This is a genomic window from Streptomyces sp. NPDC052396 (genome assembly GCF_044593195.1).
Classification (GTDB): Bacteria; Actinomycetota; Actinomycetes; order Streptomycetales; family Streptomycetaceae; genus Streptomyces.
This window is the reverse complement of the sequence record NZ_JBIUAW010000009.1, coordinates 249,937-273,105: the sequence shown is the minus strand read 5'-3', so window position 1 is coordinate 273,105 and position 23,169 is coordinate 249,937. Positions and strand designations below refer to the sequence as shown.

20 protein-coding genes are annotated in these 23,169 nt (G+C 71.8%); 7 read left to right on the top strand and 13 right to left on the bottom strand.

Going from position 1 to position 23,169, the window contains the following annotated elements:
- Window positions 1-246: 246 nt before the first annotated feature.
- The 3 genes from ACIHFE_RS24625 to ACIHFE_RS24615 form a co-directional block, all read right to left on the bottom strand.
- Window positions 247-2,325 carry a SpoIIE family protein phosphatase gene (locus ACIHFE_RS24625; RefSeq protein WP_400109654.1) on the bottom strand — a complete coding sequence of 693 codons (2,079 nt, stop codon included), beginning with the start codon at window positions 2,323-2,325 and terminating at the stop codon, window positions 247-249.
- A 120-nt stretch (window positions 2,326-2,445) separates the two neighbouring features.
- The gene (locus tag ACIHFE_RS24620) at window positions 2,446-3,045 is read right to left on the bottom strand and encodes an ATP-binding protein (protein WP_400109653.1); all 600 of its coding nucleotides are present in this window, start codon (window positions 3,043-3,045) and stop codon (window positions 2,446-2,448) included.
- A gap of 255 nt (window positions 3,046-3,300) precedes the next feature.
- Complete coding sequence (locus ACIHFE_RS24615) at window positions 3,301-3,954, bottom strand: DUF4360 domain-containing protein (RefSeq protein ID WP_400109651.1); 654 nt, start codon at window positions 3,952-3,954, stop codon at window positions 3,301-3,303.
- Between the two features lie 410 nt (window positions 3,955-4,364).
- Here ACIHFE_RS24615 and ACIHFE_RS24610 point away from each other — a divergent pair, with 410 nt between their 5' ends.
- On the top strand, window positions 4,365-4,688 hold the full coding sequence (locus tag ACIHFE_RS24610; protein ID WP_400109649.1) for a helix-turn-helix domain-containing protein: 324 nt from the start codon (window positions 4,365-4,367) through the stop codon (window positions 4,686-4,688).
- Here the strand turns inward: ACIHFE_RS24610 and ACIHFE_RS24605 are convergent.
- The 4 genes from ACIHFE_RS24605 to ACIHFE_RS24590 all read right to left on the bottom strand — a co-directional run bounded on the left by ACIHFE_RS24605 (window position 4,667) and on the right by ACIHFE_RS24590 (window position 8,264).
- A complete protein-coding gene (locus ACIHFE_RS24605) occupies window positions 4,667-5,464 on the bottom strand; it encodes a hypothetical protein (RefSeq protein ID WP_400109647.1) in 798 nt (265 codons plus the stop codon). The genes ACIHFE_RS24610 and ACIHFE_RS24605 overlap by 22 nt on opposite strands.
- Before the next feature lie 162 nt (window positions 5,465-5,626).
- On the bottom strand, window positions 5,627-6,316 hold the full coding sequence (locus ACIHFE_RS24600; protein ID WP_400109646.1) for a hypothetical protein: 690 nt from the start codon (window positions 6,314-6,316) through the stop codon (window positions 5,627-5,629).
- A 141-nt stretch (window positions 6,317-6,457) separates the two neighbouring features.
- Window positions 6,458-7,462, bottom strand: coding sequence for an ArsR/SmtB family transcription factor (locus ACIHFE_RS24595; protein ID WP_400109644.1), 1,005 nt, complete (start codon window positions 7,460-7,462; stop codon window positions 6,458-6,460).
- 37 nt (window positions 7,463-7,499) lie between these two features.
- On the bottom strand, window positions 7,500-8,264 hold the full coding sequence (locus tag ACIHFE_RS24590; protein ID WP_400109642.1) for a polysaccharide deacetylase family protein: 765 nt from the start codon (window positions 8,262-8,264) through the stop codon (window positions 7,500-7,502).
- Between the two features lie 223 nt (window positions 8,265-8,487).
- Here ACIHFE_RS24590 and ACIHFE_RS24585 point away from each other — a divergent pair, with 223 nt between their 5' ends.
- Window positions 8,488-8,823: a hypothetical protein gene (locus ACIHFE_RS24585; protein ID WP_400109745.1), complete on the top strand. Its 336-nt coding sequence runs from the start codon at window positions 8,488-8,490 to the stop codon at window positions 8,821-8,823.
- A 63-nt stretch (window positions 8,824-8,886) separates the two neighbouring features.
- Here the strand turns inward: ACIHFE_RS24585 and ACIHFE_RS24580 are convergent, their stop codons facing one another.
- Window positions 8,887-9,498 carry a TetR/AcrR family transcriptional regulator gene (locus ACIHFE_RS24580; protein WP_400109641.1) on the bottom strand — a complete coding sequence of 204 codons (612 nt, stop codon included), beginning with the start codon at window positions 9,496-9,498 and terminating at the stop codon, window positions 8,887-8,889.
- Window positions 9,499-9,645: 147 nt separating this feature from the next.
- Between ACIHFE_RS24580 and ACIHFE_RS24575 the strand changes: the two genes are divergently transcribed.
- Window positions 9,646-10,809 (top strand): FAD-dependent oxidoreductase, encoded by a 1,164-nt coding sequence (locus tag ACIHFE_RS24575; protein ID WP_400109639.1) that lies wholly within the window; start codon window positions 9,646-9,648, stop codon window positions 10,807-10,809.
- Here ACIHFE_RS24575 and ACIHFE_RS24570 read toward each other — a convergent pair.
- The 3 genes from ACIHFE_RS24570 to ACIHFE_RS24560 form a co-directional block, all read right to left on the bottom strand.
- On the bottom strand, window positions 10,806-11,204 hold the full coding sequence (locus tag ACIHFE_RS24570) for a hypothetical protein (RefSeq protein WP_400109743.1): 399 nt from the start codon (window positions 11,202-11,204) through the stop codon (window positions 10,806-10,808). The genes ACIHFE_RS24575 and ACIHFE_RS24570 overlap by 4 nt on opposite strands.
- Before the next feature lie 172 nt (window positions 11,205-11,376).
- Window positions 11,377-13,737 carry a phosphoketolase gene (locus ACIHFE_RS24565; RefSeq protein WP_400109638.1) on the bottom strand — a complete coding sequence of 787 codons (2,361 nt, stop codon included), beginning with the start codon at window positions 13,735-13,737 and terminating at the stop codon, window positions 11,377-11,379.
- Window positions 13,738-14,236: 499 nt separating this feature from the next.
- The gene (locus ACIHFE_RS24560; protein WP_400109637.1) at window positions 14,237-14,689 is read right to left on the bottom strand and encodes a cyclic nucleotide-binding domain-containing protein; all 453 of its coding nucleotides are present in this window, start codon (window positions 14,687-14,689) and stop codon (window positions 14,237-14,239) included.
- 312 nt (window positions 14,690-15,001) lie between these two features.
- On the opposite strand from ACIHFE_RS24560, the gene ACIHFE_RS24555 reads away from it, so the two are divergent.
- Complete coding sequence (locus ACIHFE_RS24555; protein ID WP_400109741.1) at window positions 15,002-17,242, top strand: HelD family protein; 2,241 nt, start codon at window positions 15,002-15,004, stop codon at window positions 17,240-17,242.
- On the opposite strand, the gene ACIHFE_RS24550 is transcribed toward ACIHFE_RS24555, so the two are convergent.
- Entirely contained in the window at window positions 17,211-17,909 is a 699-nt protein-coding gene (locus ACIHFE_RS24550) for a metal-dependent hydrolase (RefSeq protein WP_400109635.1), read from the bottom strand. The genes ACIHFE_RS24555 and ACIHFE_RS24550 overlap by 32 nt on opposite strands.
- Window positions 17,910-18,096: 187 nt before the next feature.
- Between ACIHFE_RS24550 and ACIHFE_RS24545 the strand changes: the two genes are divergently transcribed.
- The 3 genes from ACIHFE_RS24545 (at window position 18,097) to ACIHFE_RS24535 (ending at window position 22,266) form a co-directional block, all read left to right on the top strand.
- Window positions 18,097-18,807 (top strand): lysophospholipid acyltransferase family protein, encoded by a 711-nt coding sequence (locus ACIHFE_RS24545; RefSeq protein WP_400109634.1) that lies wholly within the window; start codon window positions 18,097-18,099, stop codon window positions 18,805-18,807.
- Between the two features lie 166 nt (window positions 18,808-18,973).
- The gene (locus ACIHFE_RS24540; RefSeq protein ID WP_400109632.1) at window positions 18,974-19,750 is read left to right on the top strand and encodes an SDR family NAD(P)-dependent oxidoreductase; all 777 of its coding nucleotides are present in this window, start codon (window positions 18,974-18,976) and stop codon (window positions 19,748-19,750) included.
- Window positions 19,751-20,214: 464 nt separating this feature from the next.
- Entirely contained in the window at window positions 20,215-22,266 is a 2,052-nt protein-coding gene (locus ACIHFE_RS24535; RefSeq protein ID WP_400109630.1) for a phosphocholine-specific phospholipase C, read from the top strand.
- Between the two features lies 1 nt (window position 22,267).
- Here the strand turns inward: ACIHFE_RS24535 and ACIHFE_RS24530 are convergent, their stop codons facing one another.
- The gene (locus ACIHFE_RS24530) at window positions 22,268-23,167 is read right to left on the bottom strand and encodes a phenylalanine 4-monooxygenase (RefSeq protein WP_400109629.1); all 900 of its coding nucleotides are present in this window, start codon (window positions 23,165-23,167) and stop codon (window positions 22,268-22,270) included.
- Window positions 23,168-23,169 lie beyond the last annotated feature (2 nt).

The following is a 23,169-nucleotide window of genomic DNA, read 5'->3' as shown; positions in this document are numbered from 1 at the left end:
CCGCCCGGCCCGGGCTCCGGGCGGGGGGGGGGGCCGGCCCCCGCCGGGCGGGGGGGGCCCCCCCCGGGGGGGGGGCCCCCCCGGGGGGGGGGGGGGGGGGGCCCCCCCCCCCCGGGGGGCCCCCCCCCCCCGCCGCGCCACCGGGGACGTTAGTCATTCGCGCGAGCACATGGCAACTTGCCGCACAGGGGTTGCGGAAGCATTGGAGGGGGCAACCGAGGGCGCTGAAAGCCGAGTTGGCGGCCGTCAGGTCACCTCGGCGATCAGGACCGCCACATCGTCCTCGGCATTGCCCTCCCGTAGCGAGGACAGCAGCAGATCGCAGGTGTCCTCCAGCGGCAGCCGCCCGGTGTCCAGCACTTCGGTGAGGGCCTGCAGCCGTTCGTCGATACCGGCGTCCCTGGTCTCCACCAGGCCGTCGGTGTAGAGGACCAGCCGGTCACCGGGCGCCAGCTCCAGCGCCACGCTCTCGAAGGGGACGCCGCCCACGCCCAGCGGCGCTCCGCTGGGCAGTTCCAGCAGGCGGGCGCGCCGGCCGGGGCGGAGCAGCACGGGGGGCAGATGGCCGGCGTTGGCGGCGCGGCAGCTGCAGTCGCGGGGGTCGTAGACGGCATAGAAGCAGGTGGCGATCATCTGGCCCAGGCCGATGGCGGCGCGGTCCAGGTGGCGCAGCACCTGCTCCGGGTCGAGGTCCAGGCCGGAGAGAGTGCGGCCGGCGGTGCGCAGCTGGCCCATGGCCGCGGCGGCGGTGATGCCGCTGCCCATGACATCGCCGACGACCAGGGCGCTGCGTGCCTCGTCCAGCGGGATGACATCGAACCAGTCGCCGCCGACCTGGCCGGCCGCTCCGGCGGGCTGGTAGCGGTAGGCGACCTCCAGCCCCGCCCGTTTGTCGGGGCGTTCGGGCAGCAGGCTGCGCTGGAGGGTCAGCGCGGTGGCCCGTTCGCGCTGGTACCAGCGGGCGTTGTCGATGCAGACGGCGGCCCGGGCGGCGAGTTCCCCGGCCAGCACCACATCGTCCTCGGTGAAAGGGCGGTGGTGGTCGGTGCGCTTGAGGTCGAGCACGCCCAGCACCTCGCCCCGGGCGATCAGCGGCACGGCGGCGTAGGAGTGCAGCCCGGCCTTGGCCAGCATGGCGGCGGAGAGTTCATCGCGGGCGATGCACAGCAGATCGCGGGTGCCGACGCGGGGCAGCAGCACGGGGCGGGCGGTGCTGACGCACTGGGTGACCAGGCGGTCGGCGTCGTATTTGGCGATCTGTCCGGGCGGGTCGGCGGCCCGGGCGGCCTCGCGGGCGCCGATGTCATCGGCGGAGGCCACCGCCAGGGCGCGGAAGACGGCCGGGTGCCCGGCGGGCGGGGAGGGTGAGCGGGCGCCGTCCAGCACGGTGTCCAGGATGTCGACGGCGGCGACGTCGGCGAGTTCGGGCACCACCACCTCGGCCAGTTCCCGGGCGGTCTGGTCCAGGTCGAGGGTGGTGCCCACGGCCACCGAGGCGTCGGCGATCAGTTTGAGCCTGCGGCGGGCTTCGGCGGCGGCCAGCCCGGCCCGGTGCCGGTCGGTGACGTCCACCACGGAGGCGGCCAGGCCCAGGATGTGCCCGGCCGCGTCCTCCAGCCGGTAGTACGAGACCAGCCGGGCCCGCTCGTCCTCCTCGCCGGCCAGGCGGCCGACCACGAACTGGTCCAGCAGCGGAGTGCCGGTCTCCAGTACGCCGCGCATGGCGGCCTCCACCGCGTCGGCGTCCACCAGGGGCAGCACCTCGCGCACCTTCCGGCCGAGGTGCTGCTGGGCGGGCAGCCCATGGATGCGCTCCAGGGCCGGGTTGACCATCACATAGCGCAGGTCGAGGTCGAACACCGCGACGCCGATCGGGGCCTGGGCCACCAGCCGCAGGGAGAGCGCCAGGTCCCGTTCGATGTCGCGCAGCACCTCGCGGTCGGTGGCGATGCCCAGCGCGAAGTACCTGCCCTCGCGGTCCTGCAGCCGGACGTTGCGCAGTTCCACCGGGCGGGGGTGGCCGTCCTTGTGCTGGACGGGGAAGACACCGGCCCAGCTCTCGCCTTCGCCCATCACGGTGGCGAACAGGTCGAGGACCAGCTCCAGGTCGCTCTCGGCCACCAGCAGCCGGGCGGCGTACTGGCCCAGGGCCTCCTCCGCGGTCCAGCCGAAGAGGGTCTCCGCCTGGGGGCTCCAGAGCACGATGCGGCCGTCCTGGTCGAGCAGCACGGCGGCCACGCTGAGGACGTCCAGCAGCCCGCCGGGGGCGTAGGACCCGCCCTCGGCCGGGTCCGGGCCCGGCCGGGCGGCGTCGGTGGTACCCATGCCAGGTCCTCCTCGCACCGGCTCATCGCGCCACGGCGGCCTGGGTCCCCTTTCCGCGCTTCAGGCCGCGGCGCCTTCCATCGTCTCTCCGAATCCGGGCGGCGCGCAGCCCCGGGCCGGTCAGCGGGGGCGGCCGGAGGGCAGCGGGAGGGTGAACCAGACCGTCTTCCCGGCGGGTGAGAGGTGGTGTCCCCACTCCTCGGCGATCTGCTCGACCAGCCACATGCCCCGGCCGTTCTCGCTGTCCATGCCGGCCTGGCCGCAGCGCGGCAGGCTGCCGCCGGCGTCGGTGACCTGGGCGATCAGCCGGGCGGGGGTGCGGGAGAAGGCCAGCTCGACGTCCCCGGCGCCCTCCGGGACATGCACGATGGCGTTGGTGACCAGTTCGGAGAGCAGCAGCAGGGCGTCCCCGGCCAGATCGTCCAGCCCCCATTCGGCCAGCAGGCGGTCGCAGAACCGGCGGGCGGCGGCCACCGAGCGCGGGGAGGCGGGCAGCGAGATGGCCCTGGACGGTCCGCGGGCGGGGCGGTTCGCGGCGCTCCACCGGGTGGGCGGGCTGTGCATGCACACCGGTGCCCCCTGGTTCCACTGGCTGAGCAGCCGCCGGGGTGCCGCCGGCCGGCCGGCGACCGGATCCCCGGCGCCGTGGAAGTCCCCGGCGCCGTGCAAGGCGTCGGCCGTATGCGAAGGACTCAGGGTGGTGCGACTGAATGCAGGCATCGGGCTCTGTGCGTTCCGGGACGCGGAGCACATCGGACGAGGAATCGTCACCGGGCTCCGCTGTGGTTTTCCCAACAGTCGCTCGATTTCCGCCAAAGGTCTATACCCTCTGCGTCACTGGCTGGCCGCGAAGAGTGAAAGGCCCAGGTGAAAGGCGGTGGAACGAAGAGTTGAACGGACAATAAAGACTGGGTCAACAGTGACCGGGTGCCCTGGCGGGCGGCCGTCCCGCCAGGACGGGTGGCGCTGTCGGCCCTACTTGGACGGGCATTCCTTCCAGGCGAAGTGGTAGGTGGTCTTGATGCTGCCGTCCGTGGAGTCCATGGTCATAAAGCTGGTGGTCTTCGTCGGGTCGGAGGTACCCGCATCCACCCGCAGCTCGGTGTTGATGTTGAAGTTGCGCAGCTCACCACAGGGCGCCCAGACCAGCGCGCCCACCGGCACCGAGTCGGTCTGCTGCCAGTTGTCGTCCATCTGGCCGCGGAAGGAGTGGCTGCTGGGCACCGTCTGGGGTTCGCCCTGGAAGTAGTACGAGGCCTTCTCCAGGCCCTTGGCGCCGGGCTCCAGGTGGGCGTAGCCGCGATAGTCGGCCGAGGCGATCGCGTAGGTGAAGCCCTGCGGGACGTGCACGATCAGGTTGAGCTGGCAGTTCTTGCGGAAGTCCGTCGGGGACGCGCCGACGCCGACCTGGGCGAGGTAGGCGCTGTAGGTGACGGTGAAGGCGGTGTTGTCGGGGGAGACGGCGACCGCGGCGGTGCCGGCCGGACATCCCGAGCCATTGACGGTGGCGACGTCGATCACGATTTTGTCGGGCGGCGGGTCGGTGACGACCGGCGATCCGCCGTTCGCGGAGAAGGCCGAGGCGAGTAACGCCGTGATCGCGCCAGCAGTGACAAGGCCACCGGGCATGATTCTCCAATCGGTTGTCTTCGGGCGGGCAGCGCCGCCCGAAGGGACAAGGAAGCTCCCCTGGCACTCGTGTGGGCCGGTCCGGTCTGCACGGGTTTCTGCACGGGTCCCCCTTGAGCGGAAGGGGTGGGACGGTGGCCTGCCGCCCATCGGGCACGGGCGGGCAGCACGAGCGAACAGCGCCTGCGAACAGCAGGCATGCTGCATGACCATGACAATGCGTGGCCCCATGGGGACGGGGAGCGTTCGGAATGATAGGGAGCGCCCAGGGGGTTGGCTAGAGCTCCGAACCGCGACCTTCGGCAATCCAAATCTGGCCGAAAACCGTCGCCGGACAGGCTTTTAGTTAAGCCTAAAGGTGGCATGCTGCTTGCAGACACACAGCTTCCGAGGAACAAGGGGGATCGGTCATGGCATGGTGCCGCGCCACCGATGCGGAGCAGGAGGCCGGAGCCCGGCTGGCCCGGCAGGCCACCGCCTCCCTCGCCGGACTGCTGGCCGAACAGGAGCTGTCCCGCAAGGAGTTGGCCGAACGCCTGGGCGTCTCTCCCGGCCGGGTGAGCCAGATCCTGTCCGGGGACGAGAATCTGACGCTGCGCACCCTGGCCTCGGTGGCCGAATCCCTGGGTGCCCGGGTGCAGATCACCTTCCATGACGTCCTGGCACCCGAGGCGGAGCGTCCCGCGCCCACCCCGGCCGAAGCCACCACCGCCTACGCGCCGCTGGCGCACTGAGCCCCGCCCGGCTCCCCCTCGGCCTGCACCAGACAGCGCCCCCTCAGCTCCAGCACCCGGCCGTGGTCACTGCGCTTGCCATGCGCGTGCTCCAGCTCCAGCAGATACCGCAGATACTGCTCGGCCTCCCCGAACGCCCGCCGGACCAGGCGCTGCTCCTCCCGGGTGGGGTAACGCCCCTGCTGCTGGCACAGCTTGTCGATCCGGGTCTCCACGGTGATCCAGCGCTGCGCCGCGGCCCGGACGTCCGAGTGCCGGTCGGCGATCTCCCGCCGCAGCTGGGTACGGGCGCGGCTGGTGCGCCCATGCACCTCCACCCGGTGCAGCAGGTGGTTCTTCAGCGCACCCGCGAAGGCGTCCAGGTCCCAGCAGTCCCGGAAGCCCTCCGCCATCCGGTCGCACCACTCGGCCCGGTCCAGCCGCAGCCTCAGCGCGAGCTGCTGGAGCAGCAGCGAGTCGCCCAGGGTCAGCACCGCCAACACGGCCCGGGCACCGGTCTGTTCGCCGCGGCCGCGCGGTATCACCCCGGATCCGGCCACCACCCCCACCGCCACCGGTGGCACGCTGGAGGCATGGGGCAGCACCAGCCCGCCGGCCACGGCGGCCATCGCCGAGGTCCACAGCACCACGGCCACCGTCAAGCCGAAGGACCGTGCCGAGCCCAGCAGCCGCCCCTCCTCCCGGAACCGGAAGACCAGGCCGACCCAGGTGACCGGCGCACAGACCACGGCGGGAAGCGCCCATTCCGCGATGAAGGACGCCTGCTCCACTGCCACTCGGGGCCCCCGTCCGGTCCGCCGCGGCACCCCACCGCGATCACCAGAGGATGCTGCCACCGGACCCGTTACCCCGTGCAATGTTCCGGCCAAGCGCATCGTCCGCCTTCGGCATTCCGGCCAACCGGCGGTCAGAACCGGACCGTTGACCCCGCGCCGCGGTCAGCCCGTGGCAGCGGCCCCCGGCACCGCCAGCCCGCCGCACAGCGCGGTGACCCGGGCGCCGGCCGTCCGGTAGCCGGTGCCGGCCGGGTGCCGGGTGAGGACGGCCACCACACATCGGTCGTCCTCCCCCACCGTCCCGGTGGTGTGCAGCACCGGCTCCCGGGGCCCGCCGAAGCCCGACCAGCCCTGCTTGACCGCCCAGGGCCGGCGGAACGCGGAGGGGATGCCGAAGCGCTGGTCGAAGCCGTCCGTGCCCAGCGGGGTGGCGGCCCGCAGCTCCCCCAGGACCAGCTCCCGCACCCACCCTGGGGCGTCCTCCAGCAGATGGCGGTAGATCCGCACCGTGTCGGCGGCGGTGAGCCCGGTGTACCCCCAGTGCCCGGGGAACTCCGGCGGCGGCGGCCGCAGGCCGCGCAGGCCCAGCCGCCCGGCCGTCCGGGTCAGTACGGCCGGGCCGCCCTCCGACTCCCAGTAGCGGCTGGCCACGCCATCGTCGCTGCTGCGCAGCATCAGGCCCAGCCGCTGCCGTTCGTCCCGCGAAATCCCCTCCGGGGTGCGGAAGTCGGCCAGCCGGTCCAGGGCGATCAGCAGCTTGACCACCGAGGCGGACCGGAACCGCAGGTCCGTGTTGAGCCGGTGGCTGAAGGTGCCCGACCGCCGGTCGAAAACGGCGATACCGGCAGTCACCCCCGTTGGCACCTCAACTCCGTTCGGACACGCGGCTCCGGCCGCGGCACCCCGCGAGGTCCCCCGTCTCCCGCGGCGGCCCGCCTTTCCTCTCCAGCCTGAACCGCCGTGAGCCGCCTGGCCAGTTGCTTAGATCCTGGTCTAAACCGTGAGGCCGGGGGCCCGCCCGCCGAGCAGGTCCACCCCCAGCGGGGTGAGGGTGTGGTGCGCCGCGCCGCCCACCCGCCGGGTGACCAGCAGCCCGGCGTCCCGGAGCACCGAGACATGGTGGCTGGCGGTGGCGGCCGTGACATCGGCGCACCGGGCCAGCTCCGTGGTGGTACCGCCCTCGGCCACCGCCTCCAGCAGCACCGCCCGGGTGCGCCCCAGCAGCGCGTGCAGCCCGTGCCCGGCCCGGCCCTGGTCCGGGGCCAGTTGCCGGGGGGTGTGCTCGATCGGATAGACCAGCACCGGCAGCAGGTCCTCGCTCTGCAGGATGGTGGGTTTGCGCCAGCAGAAGAAGGAGGGCAGCAACAGCAGCCCCCGGCCACCCAGCTGGAGATCGCCCTGCACATGCGGCCCGTGCATGATCAGCACCGGGTCCTGCCATTCCAGGGTCGGGTGCAGCGTGCGCATCAGCCGGCCGAAGGGATCACCGCCCGCGCCGCTGACGATCCGGGCCCGCAGCGCCAGGTCGGCGTCCACCTCGGCCCGGATGCGCGGCCAGTGCGGGGCCAGCGCCCGCCGGTGGTAGGCACGGACCGCGTCCCCCAGTTCCCGCAGGGCGGTGGCGTCGCCGTCGGCGAGGTCCCGGGCCGCCGGTGACAGCGGCCGGCCGGAGGACCGCGCCAGATGGGCCAGGTCCTGGTGCAGCCGGACGCGGGGCGTGCACTGCAGGGCGTTGATCCCCAGCTCCAGGCCGCCGGCCCCGGCGGCCGGGGTGAGGAAGTCGGGCGAGTAGCCGCGGGGCGGGGCGAGCGCCAGCAGCCGGCGGGTGTCGATGTCCAGCCCCGCCCGGAGCCGGTGGCGCCACTGGCCGAAGACCAGCGGTCCATCACCGGTCTGCAGCATATGCAGGCTGAGCAGCACCTCCCACAGCGGGTCGGGCGCCTGGGCCAGCCTGGTCTGGGCGAAGTCATCGCTGCTGAAGTGAATGCGCAGTGCCACGGACCCCATGGTCCCGGGTGTGCGGGGCGCCCTTCAATCACCCGGGGGGTGCCTTCCGGTCGTTCGGCCTTGCCGTGCCCGGTCCCAACAGGCCGCGCAGATCGATGACTTGGTAGCCTCGGGCGTGGATCAGTTCGAGGATCGAGGGCAGCGCCCGGGCGTCCAGCACCTCGCCGGAGCCGTCCGCCGACCCCACATGCATCTGCACAATGGCGCCGGGCGCCAGCACCTCGGCCACCCGCCGCACCGCCTCCGCCACCGTCATCCCGCCCGCCGTGCCCAGATAGCCCTTGGTGTCCGTGGTCCACTCGATGTCCGCGAAGCCCAGCGAGTTGGCCTGGGCGATGCCCTCGGCGGTGGTGTCCCCGTAGGGGAAGCGGAAGAACGGCGTGGGCTCGGTGTGCGCGGCCCGGCGCAGCGCCCGGTCGGTGGTCATCATCTCGCGTACCGCCCGGTCCGCCGGGAGCCCGATGAACGAGGGGTGGCTGTAGGAGTGGTTGCCGATGCCATGCCGCCGGGCGATGGTCCGGACCGCGCCGGGGTGCCGGTCGGCGAAGTCGCCGGTGAAGAAGAAGGTGGCCGGGGTGCGGCGGCGGGCGAGCTCGCGCAGCACCTCGGCGATGCCCGCCTCGTCCCAGGCGGCGTTGAAGGTGAGCGCCACCTCGCGCCGGCCGGTGGGGAAACGCCGCACCTCGGTCCCGTACGGCCAGGGCTCCGCCGCAACGGCCGGGCCCGGCAGTGCGCTTGGGGCCAGCAGCACGGTAAGGGCGGCGGCCAGCGTCGCGATCCGTACCAGCCTCATGGCGCCATCCTGGCTCCCGGCGGCCGTCCGGGCGCGCGCCCGGGGCCGTTCGGCCCATGGCGCACCGCCCCGCCGAAAGGGCCGTCATGGTGAATACGGTGGTCGGAGAGGGTGAACGTCCAGGACCGGGCTTGGGCCGGCCCGCGCGCTCCCGGTAGCAAGGCTGCGGGATTCACCAACCGTGAGGGTCAGGACCACAGTGAAGAGAACCAGTCGCGTGAAGATGGCGGCCGCAGGTCTGTTCGGCCTGCTTCTGGTCGGAGGCGGGGCCTCGCCCGCCATGGCCTGGGGCGAGGGGCCGTTCGAGGCCAGTGGCGACACGTTCGTCCGTTTCCATGCCGGATTCAGATGCGAGGGCGAGGCCCGGACCTGTGTCAACGGCGCCGTGAACAGCGGTAACACCAATAACTCGCAGAATGTCCGGCTGACCGGAGCTACCAGCGGCGGCAGCCCCACCAACACCAGCGGGTCCGTCAACTCCGGCTCCACCGGTACCGGCGCCTCATCGGGCAGCTCCAACCAGCAGCGCATCGGCGGAAACGGTCACCTGCGCCTGTGAGCCGACGGCAGAGCGCCGGCGAACGCCTCAGGCCCCGGTGAACCGGGGCCTGAGGCGTTTCCTTCAGTGGCCGCTGTCCACGCCCCAGCCCCGTTCCAGCAGCGCGAAGATCTCGTCCGCGGCGCGCTGCGGGTCGGGGTGGCGGTGGGCGACGAGGGGGGCGTCCAGGGCGAACCGGGCCAGGGCGGCGCAGGCGGCGTCGTCCTCGGGAGCGCCCGTCTCCTCGGCGATGGCGCGGGCCAGGGCCGTTTCGTGGCGCATCCACATCCGGTGGGCGTACTCGCGCAGGGCCGGGGTCTCCTCCACCATGCGGGCGAACTCCGCCAGTTGCGGCCCTGCGGCATGCCCGCCCGGCGGCTGGGGGATCAGGCTGTGCGGGCCCGCGGTCGTCACCAGGTGCTCGCGCAGGGCCTGCGGGACGGAGACGCCGGGTGCACGCTCGCGCACGGCGGCGACGAGGGCCGCCTCGATGTCCTGGTCGAGATCGAAGACCAGGGCCTCCTTGCAGGGGAAGTGCTTGAACAGCGTGGTCACCGACACGTCGGCGGCGTCCGCCACCTCCTTCACGCCGACCTGGTCGTAGCCGCGGTCGAGGAAGAGCTCCAGTGCGGCGTCGGCCAATGCCTTGCGGGTCTGGGCCTTCTTGCGCTCGCGGCGTCCGGTCGGTGCGTTCACCGGCCCACCATACCCCCGCGGACGGCGCCGCGGTTGAGTGGGGCAAAACGTTTAGTCGTTGCACTTTCATAGTGGGTGTGCTTTTGTGGGAGTGCCGCATCCGGCGCGCATTCCCCCCACACCACCCCACTGTCGAAGGAGCCTTTGGTGAACGCCCATTCCGCCCGCATCGCCGTCGTCGGGGCCGGCCCCGGCGGGCTGATATGCGCCCGCATCCTCCAGGTGCACGGCTGGTCCGTCACCGTCTTCGAGCGCGAGGCATCCGCTTCCGCGCGGACACAGGGCGGCACGCTCGACATCCACTCCACCACCGGCCAACAGGCGCTGCGCGAAGCCGGGGTGCTGGAGAAATTCCATGAGCTGGCCCGGCCCGAGGGAGAGGTGTGGCGCCGGCTCGACCCCTTCACGGCCGAGGTCCTGGTGGTCGACAAGCCCGCCGACGGTCAGGCCGCCAGGCCGGAGATCGACCGCGGGCAGCTGCGCGGGCTGCTGCTCGACTCCCTCGCCCCCGGAACCGTCCGCTGGGGGTGTCCGGTCAGCCGCGTCGTCCCGCTCGGCGACGGTACCCACCGGCTGCTGTTCGAGGACGGCACGTCGCAGGACTTCGACCTGGTCGTCGGCGCCGACGGTGCCTGGTCGCGCGTCCGGCCGGCGCTGTCCGACGCCGTGCCCCGCTACACCGGCGTCACCTTCGTCGGAACCGGGTTCGACGAGTCCGACACCCGCCATCCGGCGTTCGCCCGACTCGTCGGCGACGGCACCATGTCGGCCCGCTCCGGCAGCAAGGCGCTGACGGCCCAGCGCAACAGTGGTGGCTACCTCGACGCCGTCGCCATGTTCCGTGCTCCGGAGGATTGGTACGTCGCCGCCGGCCTCGACTTCGCCGACACCGCCGCCGTACGCGCCCACCTGCTGGCCACGTTCGACGGCTGGCACGACAGCCTGCTGTACCTGCTGCGGGCCGGCGACAGGGAATTCGTCAACCGCCCCCTGTACGCCCTGCCCGTACCCCCTGCCTGGGACCACGTCCCCGGACTGACGCTGGTGGGCGACGCCGCCCACCTGATGCCGCCGCTCGGCGTCGGCGCCAACCTCGCCCTCCTGGACGGCGCCGAACTCGCCCTGGCGCTCGTCGCCCACCCGCGCCTCGACGCGGCGGTCCGGGCGTACGAGGAAGTCATGCTGCCGCGCGCGGCGGATCTGGCCGCACGCACCGCGCAGGGCCTCGACCACTTTCTGCCGCCGGAGGGCGCACCCGAGCCCGTCCCGGGGGCGAGGGGCTTCGAGGGCCGGCAGGCGGGCGGGTCCTAGGGGACGATCCAACGGGACACGGAGGTGTCGTTGCTGCTGTTGGACCTCGCGCCATTGACCTCGTTGAGGCTGTTGGTGGAGCCGGCGGCGGTCTTGATGTTGCCGCTGTCCACCGGGTTTCCATGGTTGAGGAAGTTATTGCTGTTTACGCTGTTTCCGCTGTCGACCGGACCGTTGATGCAAGGATGTGGCGACTCGGACACCGGCGACTTGTAGTGGAAGTCCGCCAGGCGGTTGTTGCAGATCACGCCGGACACCATTCCGGTGACGGTCCCGAGATCGGCGCCCGCCACCGAGGACAGCAGGGATCCGCCGCCCGGATTGGTCTGAGCCTGCGCGCTTCCGGTGCCGATCAGCACCAGACCGCATACCCCGGCGAATGTCCCCGCCTGCATGAGTCTTCTCACGACGCTCCTCGCCTGGTCCGCCTGTTGATCCCAACGATCCCAGACGTATCGTGCTGTGGTTGCCCGCCCTGGTCCCGACAACCCACAGGAGGCCAAACGCTCGCGGGCCATATTCACCCGGGCGGCCCAACCGCAGGGTCAACGGGCCGTGTTTGCCGGGTCACCCCTCCCACCGCCACTGGGTCACCTCCGGCAGGTCGACGCCGTGTTCCCGGATCCAGGTGTGGTGGCGGGTGCGGATGTCGGCCATCTCCTGCCGTACTCCGGCGGCCCGTACGCCCAGGCCGGGGACGCGGTCGATGACGTCCATGACCAGCCGGTAGCGGTCCAGGTCGTTGCGCAGGACCATGTCGAAGGGTGTGGTGGTGGTGCCGATCTCCTTGTAGCCGCGGACATGGAGGTGGCGGTGGCCGGCGCGGCGGTAGGTGAGGCGGTGGATGAGCCAGGGGTAGCCGTGGTAGGCGAAGATCACTGGTTTGGTGCGGGTGAACAGTGCGTCGTATTCGCTGTCGGGCATGGAGTGCGGGTGTTCGCCGGCGGGCAGCAGCCGGGCGATGTCCACCACATTGACCACGCGCACGGCCAGGTGTGGCAGGTGGCCGCGCAGCAGTGCGGCGGCGGCCAGGACTTCCTGGGTGGGGACGTCTCCGGCGCAGGCGAGGACCACGTCCGGTTCCCGGTGGTCGTCCTCGGTGCCGGCCCATGGCCAGATGCCGGCGCCGCGGGCGCAGTGGACCCGGGCCTGGGCCAGGTCCAGCCAGTCGTAGCAGGGCTGTTTCCCGGCGACGATCACATTGACGTAGTCGCGGCTGTGCAGCACATGTTCGGCGGTGACCAGCAGGGTGTTGGCGTCCGGTGGCAGGTAGACGCGCACGACTTCGGGGCCTTTGTTCAGGACATGGTCGACAAAGCCCGGGTCCTGGTGGGAGAAGCCGTTGTGGTCCTGGCGCCAGACATGCGAGGTGAGCAGGTAGTTGAGGGAGGCGATGGGGCGGCGCCAGGGCAGGGTGCGGGAGGTGCGCAGCCATTTGATGTGCTGGTTGACCATGGAGTCCACGATGTGGACGAACGCCTCGTAGCAGGAGAACAGGCCGTGCCGGCCGGTGAGCAGATAGCCTTCCAGCCAGCCCTGGCAGGTGTGTTCGGAGAGGATCTCCATCACCCGGCCGTGCCGGCCCAGGTGTTCGTCGACCGGTTCGGTCAGCGCCTGCCATGCCTTGTCGGTGGCCCCGTACACCGCCTGCAGCCGGTTGGAGGCCGTCTCATCCGGACCCACCAGCCGGAAATCCCGGCGCTCTTCGGTCTCCCGCATCACCTCGGCCAGCAACTCGCCCAGCACGGCGGTGGGTTGGTGCAGTACGGTGCCGGGCTTGTCCACCGGTACCGCGTGCCGCTCCAGCGGGGGCACCGGCAGACTCCGCACCAGCAGGCCCCCGTTGGCGTGCGGGGAGGCACCCAGCCGGCGTTCGCCCTCCGGCACCCAGGCCAGCACGGAGGGGACGGGCCGGCCCTGGGCGTCGAACAGCACCTCGGGCCGGTAGGAGCGCAGCCACTCCTCCAACTGCCGCAGGTGCTGGGGGTTCTCGCGGATTCCGGAGAGCGGGACCTGGTGGGCGCGCCAGGTGCCGGCCACCGGCACACCGTCCACCCGGTCCGGCCCGGTCCAGCCCTTGGGGGTGCGCAGCACGATCACCGGCCAGCGGGGCCGTTCGGCCGCTCCCCCGGTGCGGGCGGCATGCTGGAGGGCGGCGATCCGGTCCAGAGCGTTGTCCATGGCCCGGGCCATTTCCAGGTGCGCCTGGAGCGGCTCGTCGCCGGTGACATGGAACGGCTCGTGGCCGTATCCGCGCAGTAGTTCGTCGAGTTCGGCCTGCGGGATGCGGGCCAGCACCGCCGGGTTGGCGATCTTGTAGCCATTGAGATGCAGAATCGGCAGCACGGCCCCGTCATGGACCGGATCGAGGAATTTGTTGGAATGCCAGGACGCGGCCAACGGCCCGGTCTCCGCCTCGCCGTCACCGATCACACAGGCCACCAGCAGGCCCGGATTGTCGAACGCCGCGCCATAGGCATGCGCGAGGCTGTAGCCGAGTTCGCCGCCCTCATGAATGGAACCGGGCGTCTCCGGCGCCACATGACTGGGCACCCCACCGGGGAAGGAGAACTGCCGGAACAACCGGGCCATCCCGGCCGCGTCCCGGGAGACATCCGGATACACCTCGGAATAGCTGCCCTCCAGCCAGGAGTTGGCCAGAACCGCCGGACCGCCATGACCCGGGCCCCAGAGACAGATCGCCTCCAGATCACGGGACTTGATCACCCGGTTGAGATGGGTATGCACCAGATTGAGCCCGGGTGAGGTGCCCCAGTGGCCCAGCAGCCGCGGTTTGATGTGCTCCGGGCGCAGCGGCTCGCGCAGCAGGGGATTGTCCAGCAGATAGATCTGCCCGACCGCCAGATAGTTCGCGGCACGCCAGTGCGCGTCCAGGGCGGCGAGTTCGGTGTCGGTCAGGTGCGGCATGCTTCCGCTCCTCCGGTCGGCGTCTCGTCCGGTCGGCGTCCCTCACCACTGTGACACCGGATGCGCCGCGCCGCGACGGCCGTTCCGGCCCCGGCGGCACTCCGGCCCGCGGTGGGCCTTGCGGGCCGCGCCCGTGTTCTCCGTGCGGCGGGGGCACCTGCCTGCGCGGTGTTGCGTTTTGGGTGCGGGGTGTCTGTGGCCGGTCGCGCCGTTCCCCGCGCCCCTGGCGGGCGCCTCCGGGAAGTGCGAGGCGAGGTCGTGGCCCAGAGGGGTTAAACGGTTGTTTCCGGGATTTCTCGCCGGTTTCGGTCGGCGGAGTTGAAGCCCCGGACCAGCCGCTGGGCGACCGACCAAGTGGGCAGAGCCCGGCCGATTTTCTCTCGATGCGGAATGGGGTGGGGCAGGCCGAGTCACGACCGCGCACCGCCCGCGGGGAAATGCCCGAACCGTCTCATCGGACGGGAAGACGGAATCCTTGATTCCGAATTCCGGCGGGTCCTCAGACGGGCGGCCCGCCCCGTGGCCCATAGACATCCAGGAGCCGGGTGCGGGCGGCGCGCAGCCGCTGGCCGATGGTGGAGACCACATAGGTGAGCAGTGCGTGGTCGAGCACCGGATCCTCCGTGCACAGCCGCAGCACCGGCTCCGCGTCGAACTCCCAGGCCCGCACCGGGCTCGTCGTCTCGGCGCCCAGGTGCCACTCACGCGGTGGACAGATCCAGGACCAGCCCAGCAGTTCACCGGGGCCCACGGTCTCGATCACCACCGGCCGGCGGCCGGGTACATGGAGGTCCAGGGCGACCGTGCCGGTGTGGACGATCCAGAAGCGGTCCGCCGCGTCACCCTCGGCGAAGATCCTGGCCCCGTCCGGGAAGGCCACCTCACGGGCGAGCGACATCAGCCGCTCACGCCGGTCCTTCGGCAGTGCGCCGAACACCCCCGCACGTGCCATGGGACGCCCCCTTTCGCGCGGCGGCTCTGCTCCCTCCAGCCTGCCCACACCGGCGCGGGTACGCATGTCGGGCGGCGGCGAACGGGGGCGGCCGTCACACCGGCCCCAACCACACCTGTCCCGGCCGCCCTGGGAGATTTTCCGGGATATGCGAAAACCCCGGGGTCATTGACACCCGGGGTTTTTCACCACGTATATTGGGAGGTTCCGTGTCGTGCACACAAATCGTCGCACGGAGAAACTCAACGAAGTCAGGTTACCGTGGCTGGAGCCGAATTGTCAAATGAGTCGTCAAACGAGTCCAACGCGGAATTGCGGTGCGAGCAGGAATTCATCGACCTGCTCCACACCCGCCTGGCCGAGCTGCGCGACGCCGCCGAGGCCGCCGTGCGGGCCGCCCTGCCGGCGGACGGCGGCGGAACCTTCCAGGCCCGGCTGGAGCGCGATGTGCTGGTGGCCCGGCAGTCGGGCCTGCTGGCCGCCTTCAACGCCGGGGAGAACGGGCTGTGTTTCGGGCGGCTGGCCTTCCGGAACGGCGCCGACCATCACATCGGGCGCATCGGCATCCGGCGGGATGACGCCGCCCGCACCCCGCTGGTGATCGACTGGCGGGCCGAGGTGGCCCGTCCCTTCTACCTCGCCACCGGGCACACCCCGATGGGGCTGCGCCGCAGGCGGCATATCTCCACCGAGGGCCGCCGGGTCACCGCCCTGCACGACGAGATCCTGGACCTCGCCGACACCGTGCGCACCGGCCATGAGGGGCCGGACGCCGATGCCGTGCTGCTGGCCGCCCTGGACACGGCGCGCACCGGCCGGATGCATGACATCGTGCAGACCATCCAGGCGGAGCAGGACCGCATCATCCGCGCCCCACACCAGGGCGTGCTGGTGGTCGAGGGCGGTCCGGGCACCGGCAAGACGGTGGTGGCGCTGCACCGCGCCGCCTATCTGCTCTACGCCCACCGGGAACAGCTGGCCCGCCGCGCGGTGCTGATCGTCGGCCCCAACCCGGCCTTTCTGGGCTATATCGGCGAGGTGCTGCCCGCCCTCGGCGAGACCGGTGTGCTGCTGGCCACGCCCGCCGAGCTGTTCCCGGGCGTACGGGCCACCGGCACCGACACTCCCGAGGCGGCGGCGGTCAAGGGCGGCGCGGTGATGGCCGAGGCGCTGGCCCGCTTTGTCCATGACCATCAGGCGCTGCCCGAGCCCGCCCTGGTGATCGGGCACGAGGACGGTGAACTGGTGCTGGACGCCCGGATCGCGGAGGCGGCCCGGCGCCGGGCCCGGGAGACGGGGCTGCCGCACAACCTGGCCCGCCCCTACTTCGCCTTCGCCGTGATCGACGCGCTCACCGCCCAACTGGCCGACCGGCTGGGCGCGGACCCCTATGGCGGTCCCAACTTCCTCGGCCCGGATGACATCGCCCAGCTGGGCAAGGCCGTCGCGGCCAGCGCCGAAGTGCACGCGGCCATCGAGGAGTTGTGGCCCGTACTGACCCCGGAGCAGCTGGTCGCCGACTTCCTGGCCGACCCGGTCCATCTGCCGGCAGCCGACGCGCGTGCCATCCGCCGCCCGGCGGGCGCCTGGACGCCCGCCGACATCCCCCTGCTCGACGAGGCCGCCGAACTCCTGGGCGAGGACGACTCGGCCGAGCGCGCCCGGGCGGAGGCCCAGCGGCAGGAGCGGATCGCCTACGCCCAGGGCGTGCTCGACCTGTCCTATGGCTCCCGCACCCAGGAGTTCGAGGACCGCGAGGACGAGGACTCCGAAGTGCTGGCCGCGCATGACCTGGTGGACGCCGAGCGGCTGGCGGACCGGCACGAGGAGGCCGATCACCGCAGCGCGGCCGAGCGGGCCGCCGCCGACCGCACCTGGGCCTTCGGCCACCTCATCGTGGACGAGGCACAGGAGTTGTCGGCGATGGCCTGGCGGCTGCTGATGCGGCGCTGCCCCACCCGGTCCATGACCCTGGTCGGTGACCCCGCGCAGACCGCCGAACCCGGTGGCTGCGGCTCCTGGCGGACCATCCTGGAACCGTATGTGGGCGACCGCTTCGAGCACATCCGGCTGGGCGTCAACTACCGCACCCCGGCGGAGATCATGGAGGTGGCGGCGGAGGTGGTGCGCCGCGTGGACGCCTCCTTCGTCCCGCCGCGTTCGGTGCGTTCCACGGGCGTACGGCCCTGGGCGCGGCGCACCGGGGACCTGCCCGGCGCCGTGGCCCGGGCGGTCGCCGAGGAGCTCCGGCCGCAGGGCCGGCTGGCGGTGATCGCCCCGCGCGAGCTGCTGCCGGCGCTGTCCGGGGCACTTCCGGAGGCGTCCGCCGGCCCGGCCCCGGACCTCACCCGCCCCGTGGTGCTGCTCGATCCCCGGCAGGCCAAGGGACTTGAGTTCGACTCGGTGATCGTGGCCGAGCCCGCCGCGCTGGCGCCCAGCGACCTCTATGTGGCACTCACCCGGGCCACCCAGCGACTGGGGGTGCTCCATGGCGGCGAGTTGCCCGGCGGTCTGGAGGGCCTCAGCGGCCCGAATGCGGGGACAGCGCGGTGAACCAGAGCAGACCCACGGTGGCGACGCCCATGATGGGGGTGAGTATCTCGGTCTCCAGCTTGTTGCCGCTGCTCTTGATCAGCACGATCTCGTAGCGGGTCTTCAGCGGCCACAGCCAGGGGGCGCCCCGCTTGGTGATGGAGTCGCCCAACAGATGGGCCAGACAGCCCAGTCCGGTGGCATAGGGCAGCCAGCCGGGCGCGGAGGGGATGAATTTGGCGATCATGGCGGTGCCGATGCCGGCCATCGCCACAATGGTGCCCCAGGCGTGGAAACCGTGGCCGGGCGGGCAGATATTCAGTGCCCGCACGGCCAGCGCCAGCAGGAAGAAGGTCATGCCCAGGGTGAACGGCCGTCCCAGATAGGTCACTCCGGCCCAGCTGCCCAGGCTCATCAGGGCCACAAAGAGCAGCGAGTGGGTGGCGTGCCGGTGCCCGCCGGAGGCCCAGGCGACAAAGCGGCACAGGCTCTTGGAGACCGGGCCGAGGAAGTTGGCTATGGTGCCGTCGTGGTGGTCCAGGTCCGGCAGCAGGGCCGCGCCCGCGCACAGCACCGTCCCCATCAGGATCTCCGGCGGCGCGAGTTGAGCGCCCATCACCTGTTGCGGCAGCCAGGTGGCGGTGCCCGCGAAGAGCAGGGCGCCGCTGACGGCGTGCGAGTGGCCCATCATTGTGTGTTCGTTCTCCCCTGTAGGCGTCACCGAGGGTGACACACCCTCAGGCGGCCGACGCTATCAGGCACAACCCTTAGGTAACTCACCGTAGTTGGCCGAATACGCCCTCTCCCCACCCGGCGCATGCCCCCACTACCGTCCCTCCGCACGGGGGTCGCCCGGTACAAGGGAGCTCACTGACTTGTTCTACTTCATGATCAAGACCGTGGTACTGGTGCCATTGCTGCGGTGGCTGTTCCGGCCTCGGGTGGAGGGACTGGCACACATTCCGCCGACGGGTGCGGGCATCATCGCGGGCAACCATCTGTCCTTCTGTGACAGCTTTCTGATGCCGGTGATGCTCCGGCGGCGCGTCACCTTCCTGTGCAAACAGGAGTACTTCACCGGGCGGGGCCTCAAGGGGCGGCTGACCGCCGCCTTCTTCCGGGGCATCGGGCAGATACCGGTGGACCGTTCCGGCCGGGAGGCCGGGCAGGCGGCGGTGGACGAGGGGCTGCGGGTGCTGGGCCGCGGCGAGCTGCTGGGCATCTACCCCGAGGGCACCCGCTCCCATGACGGCCGGCTCTACAAGGGCAAGGTCGGAGTGGCGGCCATGGCGATCCGCTCCGGGGCCCCGGTGATCCCCTGCGCGATGATCGGCACCTTCGAGGCCCAGCCGGTCGGCCGCCGGCTGCCCCGTCTGGTGCCCATCACCATCCGCTTCGGGGAGCCGCTGGACTTCTCCAAGTACGCGGGGATGGCCGACCAGCGCGAGGTGCTGCGGGCCGCCACCGACGAGATCATGTACGCCATCCTCAAGCTGTCCGAGCAGGAGTACGTCGACCGGTACGCGGCCGAGGCCAAGGCGGAGGGTCGCCCGCAGCAGCACCTGGTGGCGGGCCGGGCGGCCTGACGGCACCGGCCTGGCGGGGCGGGCGGACTCCGGGAGCGGGGCGATACGGGCGGGGCGATACGGGCGGGGTGACGCGGGCGGGGCGGTCAGCGGCCGGAAAATCGGGTACCCGGCGGTTGGCCCCGGGGCCGCACCTCGCGGCCGCCCGTACCGGCAAGGAGTCGCCATGAACGGCACCGAGGACACCTCCGGCACCCCGCTGGCGGGCTGTGCCGCCCTGGTCACCGGGGCGTCCAGCGGCATCGGCGCCGCCACCGCCCGGGGACTGGCCCGGCTGGGCGCCGCCGTCGCCCTGGTCGCCCGGCGCGCGGAGCGGCTGGAGGAGCTGGCCGCCGGGATCCGCGGCCAGGGCGGCAGTTGTCTGACGCTCACCGCCGACCTGGGTGACCCCCGCCAGGGACAGCGGGCGGTCGAGGAGGCCGCCGCCCGGTTCGGCCGGCTGGACATCCTGGTGAACAGCGCCGGCTACTCGGTCTCCGGCCCGGTGGAGGAGGCCGACCCGGAGGACTGGCGGCGGATGCTCGACCTCAATGTGGCGGCCGTGCTGCACCTGTCCCGGGCGGCCCTGCCGCATCTGCTGCGCGCGGCCGCAGACGGCGGGCGCCGGGTGGCCGACCTGGTGAACATCAGCTCGGTGGCGGGCCGGGTGGCCCGCCGTGACAACGCCGTCTACTCGGCCACCAAGCACGCGGTGGGCGCCTTCAGCGAGGCGCTGCGCCAGGAGGTGACCGGCCGGGGCGTCCGGGTCGCCCTGGTGGAGCCGGGTCTGACCAGCACCGAGATGACCGCCGGCCAGACGGGTGTGGCGGTGGCGCATGGCATGCCGCCGGAGAGCTGGCTGCGCGCGGAGGACATCGCCCGGGCCGTCGTCTTCACGGTCACCCAGCCCGCGCATGCGGCGGTCAACGAGATCACGGTCCGGCCCACGGCCCAGGAACGCTGATCCGCCGGCCGGCCTGTGGTGCGGGGGCCGGCGGCGGGCCATCCCTGACCAAAGGCCCGGGCGATGCCCGCTCAGCATCCGGAACCCGCCCAGGACTTCACCGCCGGTCGCCCAGGACGCCGACCGCCGACGGGAGTTGACGGCCGCCGGCTCCGGGCCGGCTCTCTGACGCTGCCCCAAGGGCCCGCCTACGGTGCGCGGACGCCCACAGCGCCCGGCCACCGCCGGAAAGCCCGCCGGCCCGGTGCCGGGCAAGAGGCGATGCGCGGATGGGGTCAAACCGCGCCGCAAGCGCGCAAATTCACCCGGCGGCCGTCAGCCGGAACGACACCGCACCGCACCCCACACCCCAAAACCGAATCCGGAATTCACCTTCCGGACACCGTAAAGCCTTCCCCTGCCGTCTCTCATGCCGCACGCTGTCCGCGTCCCACCTCGTCCCCATCTCCCCGAGGCCCACACCCATGTCAGAACTCAACAGACGCCGCTTCCTGCAGATCGCCGGTGCCACCGCTGGTTTCACCGCGCTGTCCGGCAGCATCGAGCGGGCCGCCGCCATCCCGGCCAGCCGCCGCACCGGCACTCTCAAGGACGTCGAGCACATTGTGGTGCTGATGCAGGAGAACCGGTCCTTCGACCACTACTTCGGCACCCTTCGCGGCGTCCGCGGCTTCGGCGACCCCCGCCCGGTGACCCTGCCCAGCGGCAAGCCGGTCTGGCACCAGTCGGACGGCACCAAGGACGTCCTGCCGTACCACCCGGACGCCAAGGACCTCGGCATGCAGTTCATCGAGGGCCTGGACCACGACTGGGCCGGCGGCCACCAGGCGTGGAACCACGGCAAGTACGACCAGTGGATACCCGCCAAGGGCCCCGGCACCATGGCCCATCTCACGCGCCAGGACATCCCGTTCCACTATGCGCTGGCCGACTCCTTCACCATCTGCGACTCCTACCACTGCTCCTTCATGGGCGCCACCGACCCCAACCGCTATTACCTGTGGACGGGGCACGTGGGCAATGACGGCAAGGGCGGCGGCCCGGTCCTGGGCAACCAGGAGGCGGGCTACGACTGGACCACCTACCCCGAGCGCCTGGAGAAGGCCGGCATCTCCTGGAAGATCTACCAGGACATCGGCGACGGGCTGGACGCCAAGAACTCCTGGGGCTGGATCAACGACGCCTACCGGGGCAACTACGGCGACAACTCCCTCCTCTACTTCGACAACTACCGCAACGCCCAGCCGGGCAGCCCGCTGTACGAGAAGGCCCGCACCGGCACCAACGCCAAGAACGGCGAGGGCTTCTTCGACATCCTCAAGGCGGATGTGAAGGCCGGGAAGCTGCCGCAGATCTCCTGGATCGCCGCACCCGAGGCATTCTCCGAGCACCCCAACTGGCCGGCCAACTACGGTGCCTGGTACGTCTCCCAGGTGCTGGACGCGCTCACCGCCAACCCGGCGGTGTGGAGCAAGACCGCGCTGTTCATCACCTATGACGAGAACGACGGCTACTTCGACCACATACTGCCGCCGTTCCCGCCGGCCGACGCGAGCCGCGGTGCCTCCACCGTGGACACCTCGCTGGATTACTTCCGGGGCAACGGCCACTACGCCGAGGGCCCCTACGGCCTGGGACAGCGGGTGCCCATGCTGGTGGTCTCGCCCTGGAGCACCGGCGGGTTCGTCTGTTCCGAGGTCTTCGACCACACCTCCGTCATCCGCTTCATGGAGCGCCGCTTCGGCGTCCACGAGCCCAATATCTCGCCCTGGCGCCGCGCCATCTGCGGCGATCTGACCTCGGCCTTCGACTTCCGGCTGCGGCGCACCGGGCACCCGAGGCTGCCCGACACCGCCGGGTATGTCCCCAAGGACCATGACCGGCACGCCAGTTATGTCCCCAAGCCGCCGGCCACGCCCGCGCTGCCCAAGCAGGAGCGCGGCTTCCGGCCCACCCGTCCGCTGCCCTACGCCCCGCTGGTGGACGCGGCCGTGGCCGCCGGCACCGGCCGCGTCACCCTGACCTTCGCCGGTGGCGAGGACGCCGGAGTGTGCTTCACCGTCACCTCCGCCAACCGCACCGACGGCCCCTGGAGCTACACCGCCTCGGCCGGCAAGAAGCTCTCCGACACCTGGAACACCGCCTATTCCAAGGGCGATTACGACCTCACGGTGCACGGCCCCAATGGATTCCTGCGCTCCTTCAAGGGCTCCGGCCAGGCCCACGGCCCCGAGGTGACGGCCCGGCACACCCGGCACGGCATCGAGCTGACCCTGACCAACCCCGGCACCACCGCCTGCCGGCTGACCGTGGTCAACGGCTACGGCGGCAAGCGGGAAACCCTCAAGCTGCGCCCCGGCGCGCACCTGGTGCACACCGTCGACCTGCGGCACACCAAGCGCTGGTACGACCTCTCGGTCACCTCCGACCATGACAGCGGCTTCCTGCGCCGCTTCGCCGGCCATGTGGAGAACGGCGAGCCCGGGGTCAGCGACCCGGCGCTCATCACCCACTGAATCACCCGGTGACCCGGGCACGGGGCGGCGCCGCGATCCCCAGGCGCCGCCCCGTGTCGTCGTCGAACTCCGCCAGGAAGGGCAGCAGTACATCCCGCAGGTGCTCCAGGGACCGCGCGGCGAACAGCACGGGCTGGTAGCCCGTCACCGGGTAGCGGGTGACGGCCATGGCTCGCAGGTCCAACTCCCTGGTCGGGCACCGGTCGAGCGCATCCAGCTCACCGTAGGAGGACAGCAGGCCCGCCCCGTACGCCTTGGTCCGGCCCGCCTCCGCCAGCACCCCGAACTCCAGGGTGAACCAGTAGACGCGGTTGAGGAGGTCCAGTGCCTCCTCGGTGCGCACCCGCCCGGCCGCCCGGCCGATGGCCCGGTAGAGCTCGGCGAAGCCATCGCAGCCAAGATGCAGTCCATGCCCGAACAGGTCGTGGATCACATCGGGTTCCGGGGTGTAGAGCGGAACGGCGGGATGCCGGACGAACTGGACGGCATGGAAGAAGCCGCCCGCCAGGGAACCCAGGAAGCTGCGGCTGGGCACCACTCCCCCGGCCAGGGTCAGCCGGAAGCCGGTGCGCCCGGCGAGGCGGGCGGAGACTTCCTGGTGCTGGGGTATGCGGTCGGCCGGAATGTCCGTCTCCGCCCCGGCCCGCAGCACCGCGCGGCAGGCGTGCTCCCGGTGGGCGGCGGCCAGTGCGGTGTGCACGGTGCGCCAGGTGGCCTGTTCCACCTCGGTATAGACCACTGACGGTGCGGGTTCGCCCATCCGGTGCCCTTCGGCCGCCGCCACAATGGCGGCGCGGCGCCGCAGATAACGCGGGTCGCTGCGGCCCGGGTGGCGGTCGGCCGGACCCAGCCGGCCGTCCGGGGTGACCGGCGTACGCTGCTCGCTCCTGGTTCTGCCCATGG

Coding starts and splice junctions, on each gene's coding strand:
- ACIHFE_RS24530 (WP_400109629.1), bottom strand. CDS start 23,167: ATGGGCAGAACCAGGAGCGAGCAGCGTACGCCGGTCACCCCGGACGGC.
- ACIHFE_RS24585 (WP_400109745.1), top strand. CDS start 8,488: ATGGCGGCCGCAGGTCTGTTCGGCCTGCTTCTGGTCGGAGGCGGGGCC.
- ACIHFE_RS24550 (WP_400109635.1), bottom strand. CDS start 17,909: ATGGGCCACTCGCACGCCGTCAGCGGCGCCCTGCTCTTCGCGGGCACC.
- ACIHFE_RS24590 (WP_400109642.1), bottom strand. CDS start 8,264: ATGAGGCTGGTACGGATCGCGACGCTGGCCGCCGCCCTTACCGTGCTG.
- ACIHFE_RS24620 (WP_400109653.1), bottom strand. CDS start 3,045: ATGCCTGCATTCAGTCGCACCACCCTGAGTCCTTCGCATACGGCCGAC.
- ACIHFE_RS24615 (WP_400109651.1), bottom strand. CDS start 3,954: ATGCCCGGTGGCCTTGTCACTGCTGGCGCGATCACGGCGTTACTCGCC.
- ACIHFE_RS24570 (WP_400109743.1), bottom strand. CDS start 11,204: ATGCAGGCGGGGACATTCGCCGGGGTATGCGGTCTGGTGCTGATCGGC.
- ACIHFE_RS24565 (WP_400109638.1), bottom strand. CDS start 13,737: ATGCCGCACCTGACCGACACCGAACTCGCCGCCCTGGACGCGCACTGG.
- ACIHFE_RS24560 (WP_400109637.1), bottom strand. CDS start 14,689: ATGGCACGTGCGGGGGTGTTCGGCGCACTGCCGAAGGACCGGCGTGAG.
- ACIHFE_RS24610 (WP_400109649.1), top strand. CDS start 4,365: ATGGCATGGTGCCGCGCCACCGATGCGGAGCAGGAGGCCGGAGCCCGG.
- ACIHFE_RS24535 (WP_400109630.1), top strand. CDS start 20,215: ATGTCAGAACTCAACAGACGCCGCTTCCTGCAGATCGCCGGTGCCACC.
- ACIHFE_RS24540 (WP_400109632.1), top strand. CDS start 18,974: ATGAACGGCACCGAGGACACCTCCGGCACCCCGCTGGCGGGCTGTGCC.
- ACIHFE_RS24625 (WP_400109654.1), bottom strand. CDS start 2,325: ATGGGTACCACCGACGCCGCCCGGCCGGGCCCGGACCCGGCCGAGGGC.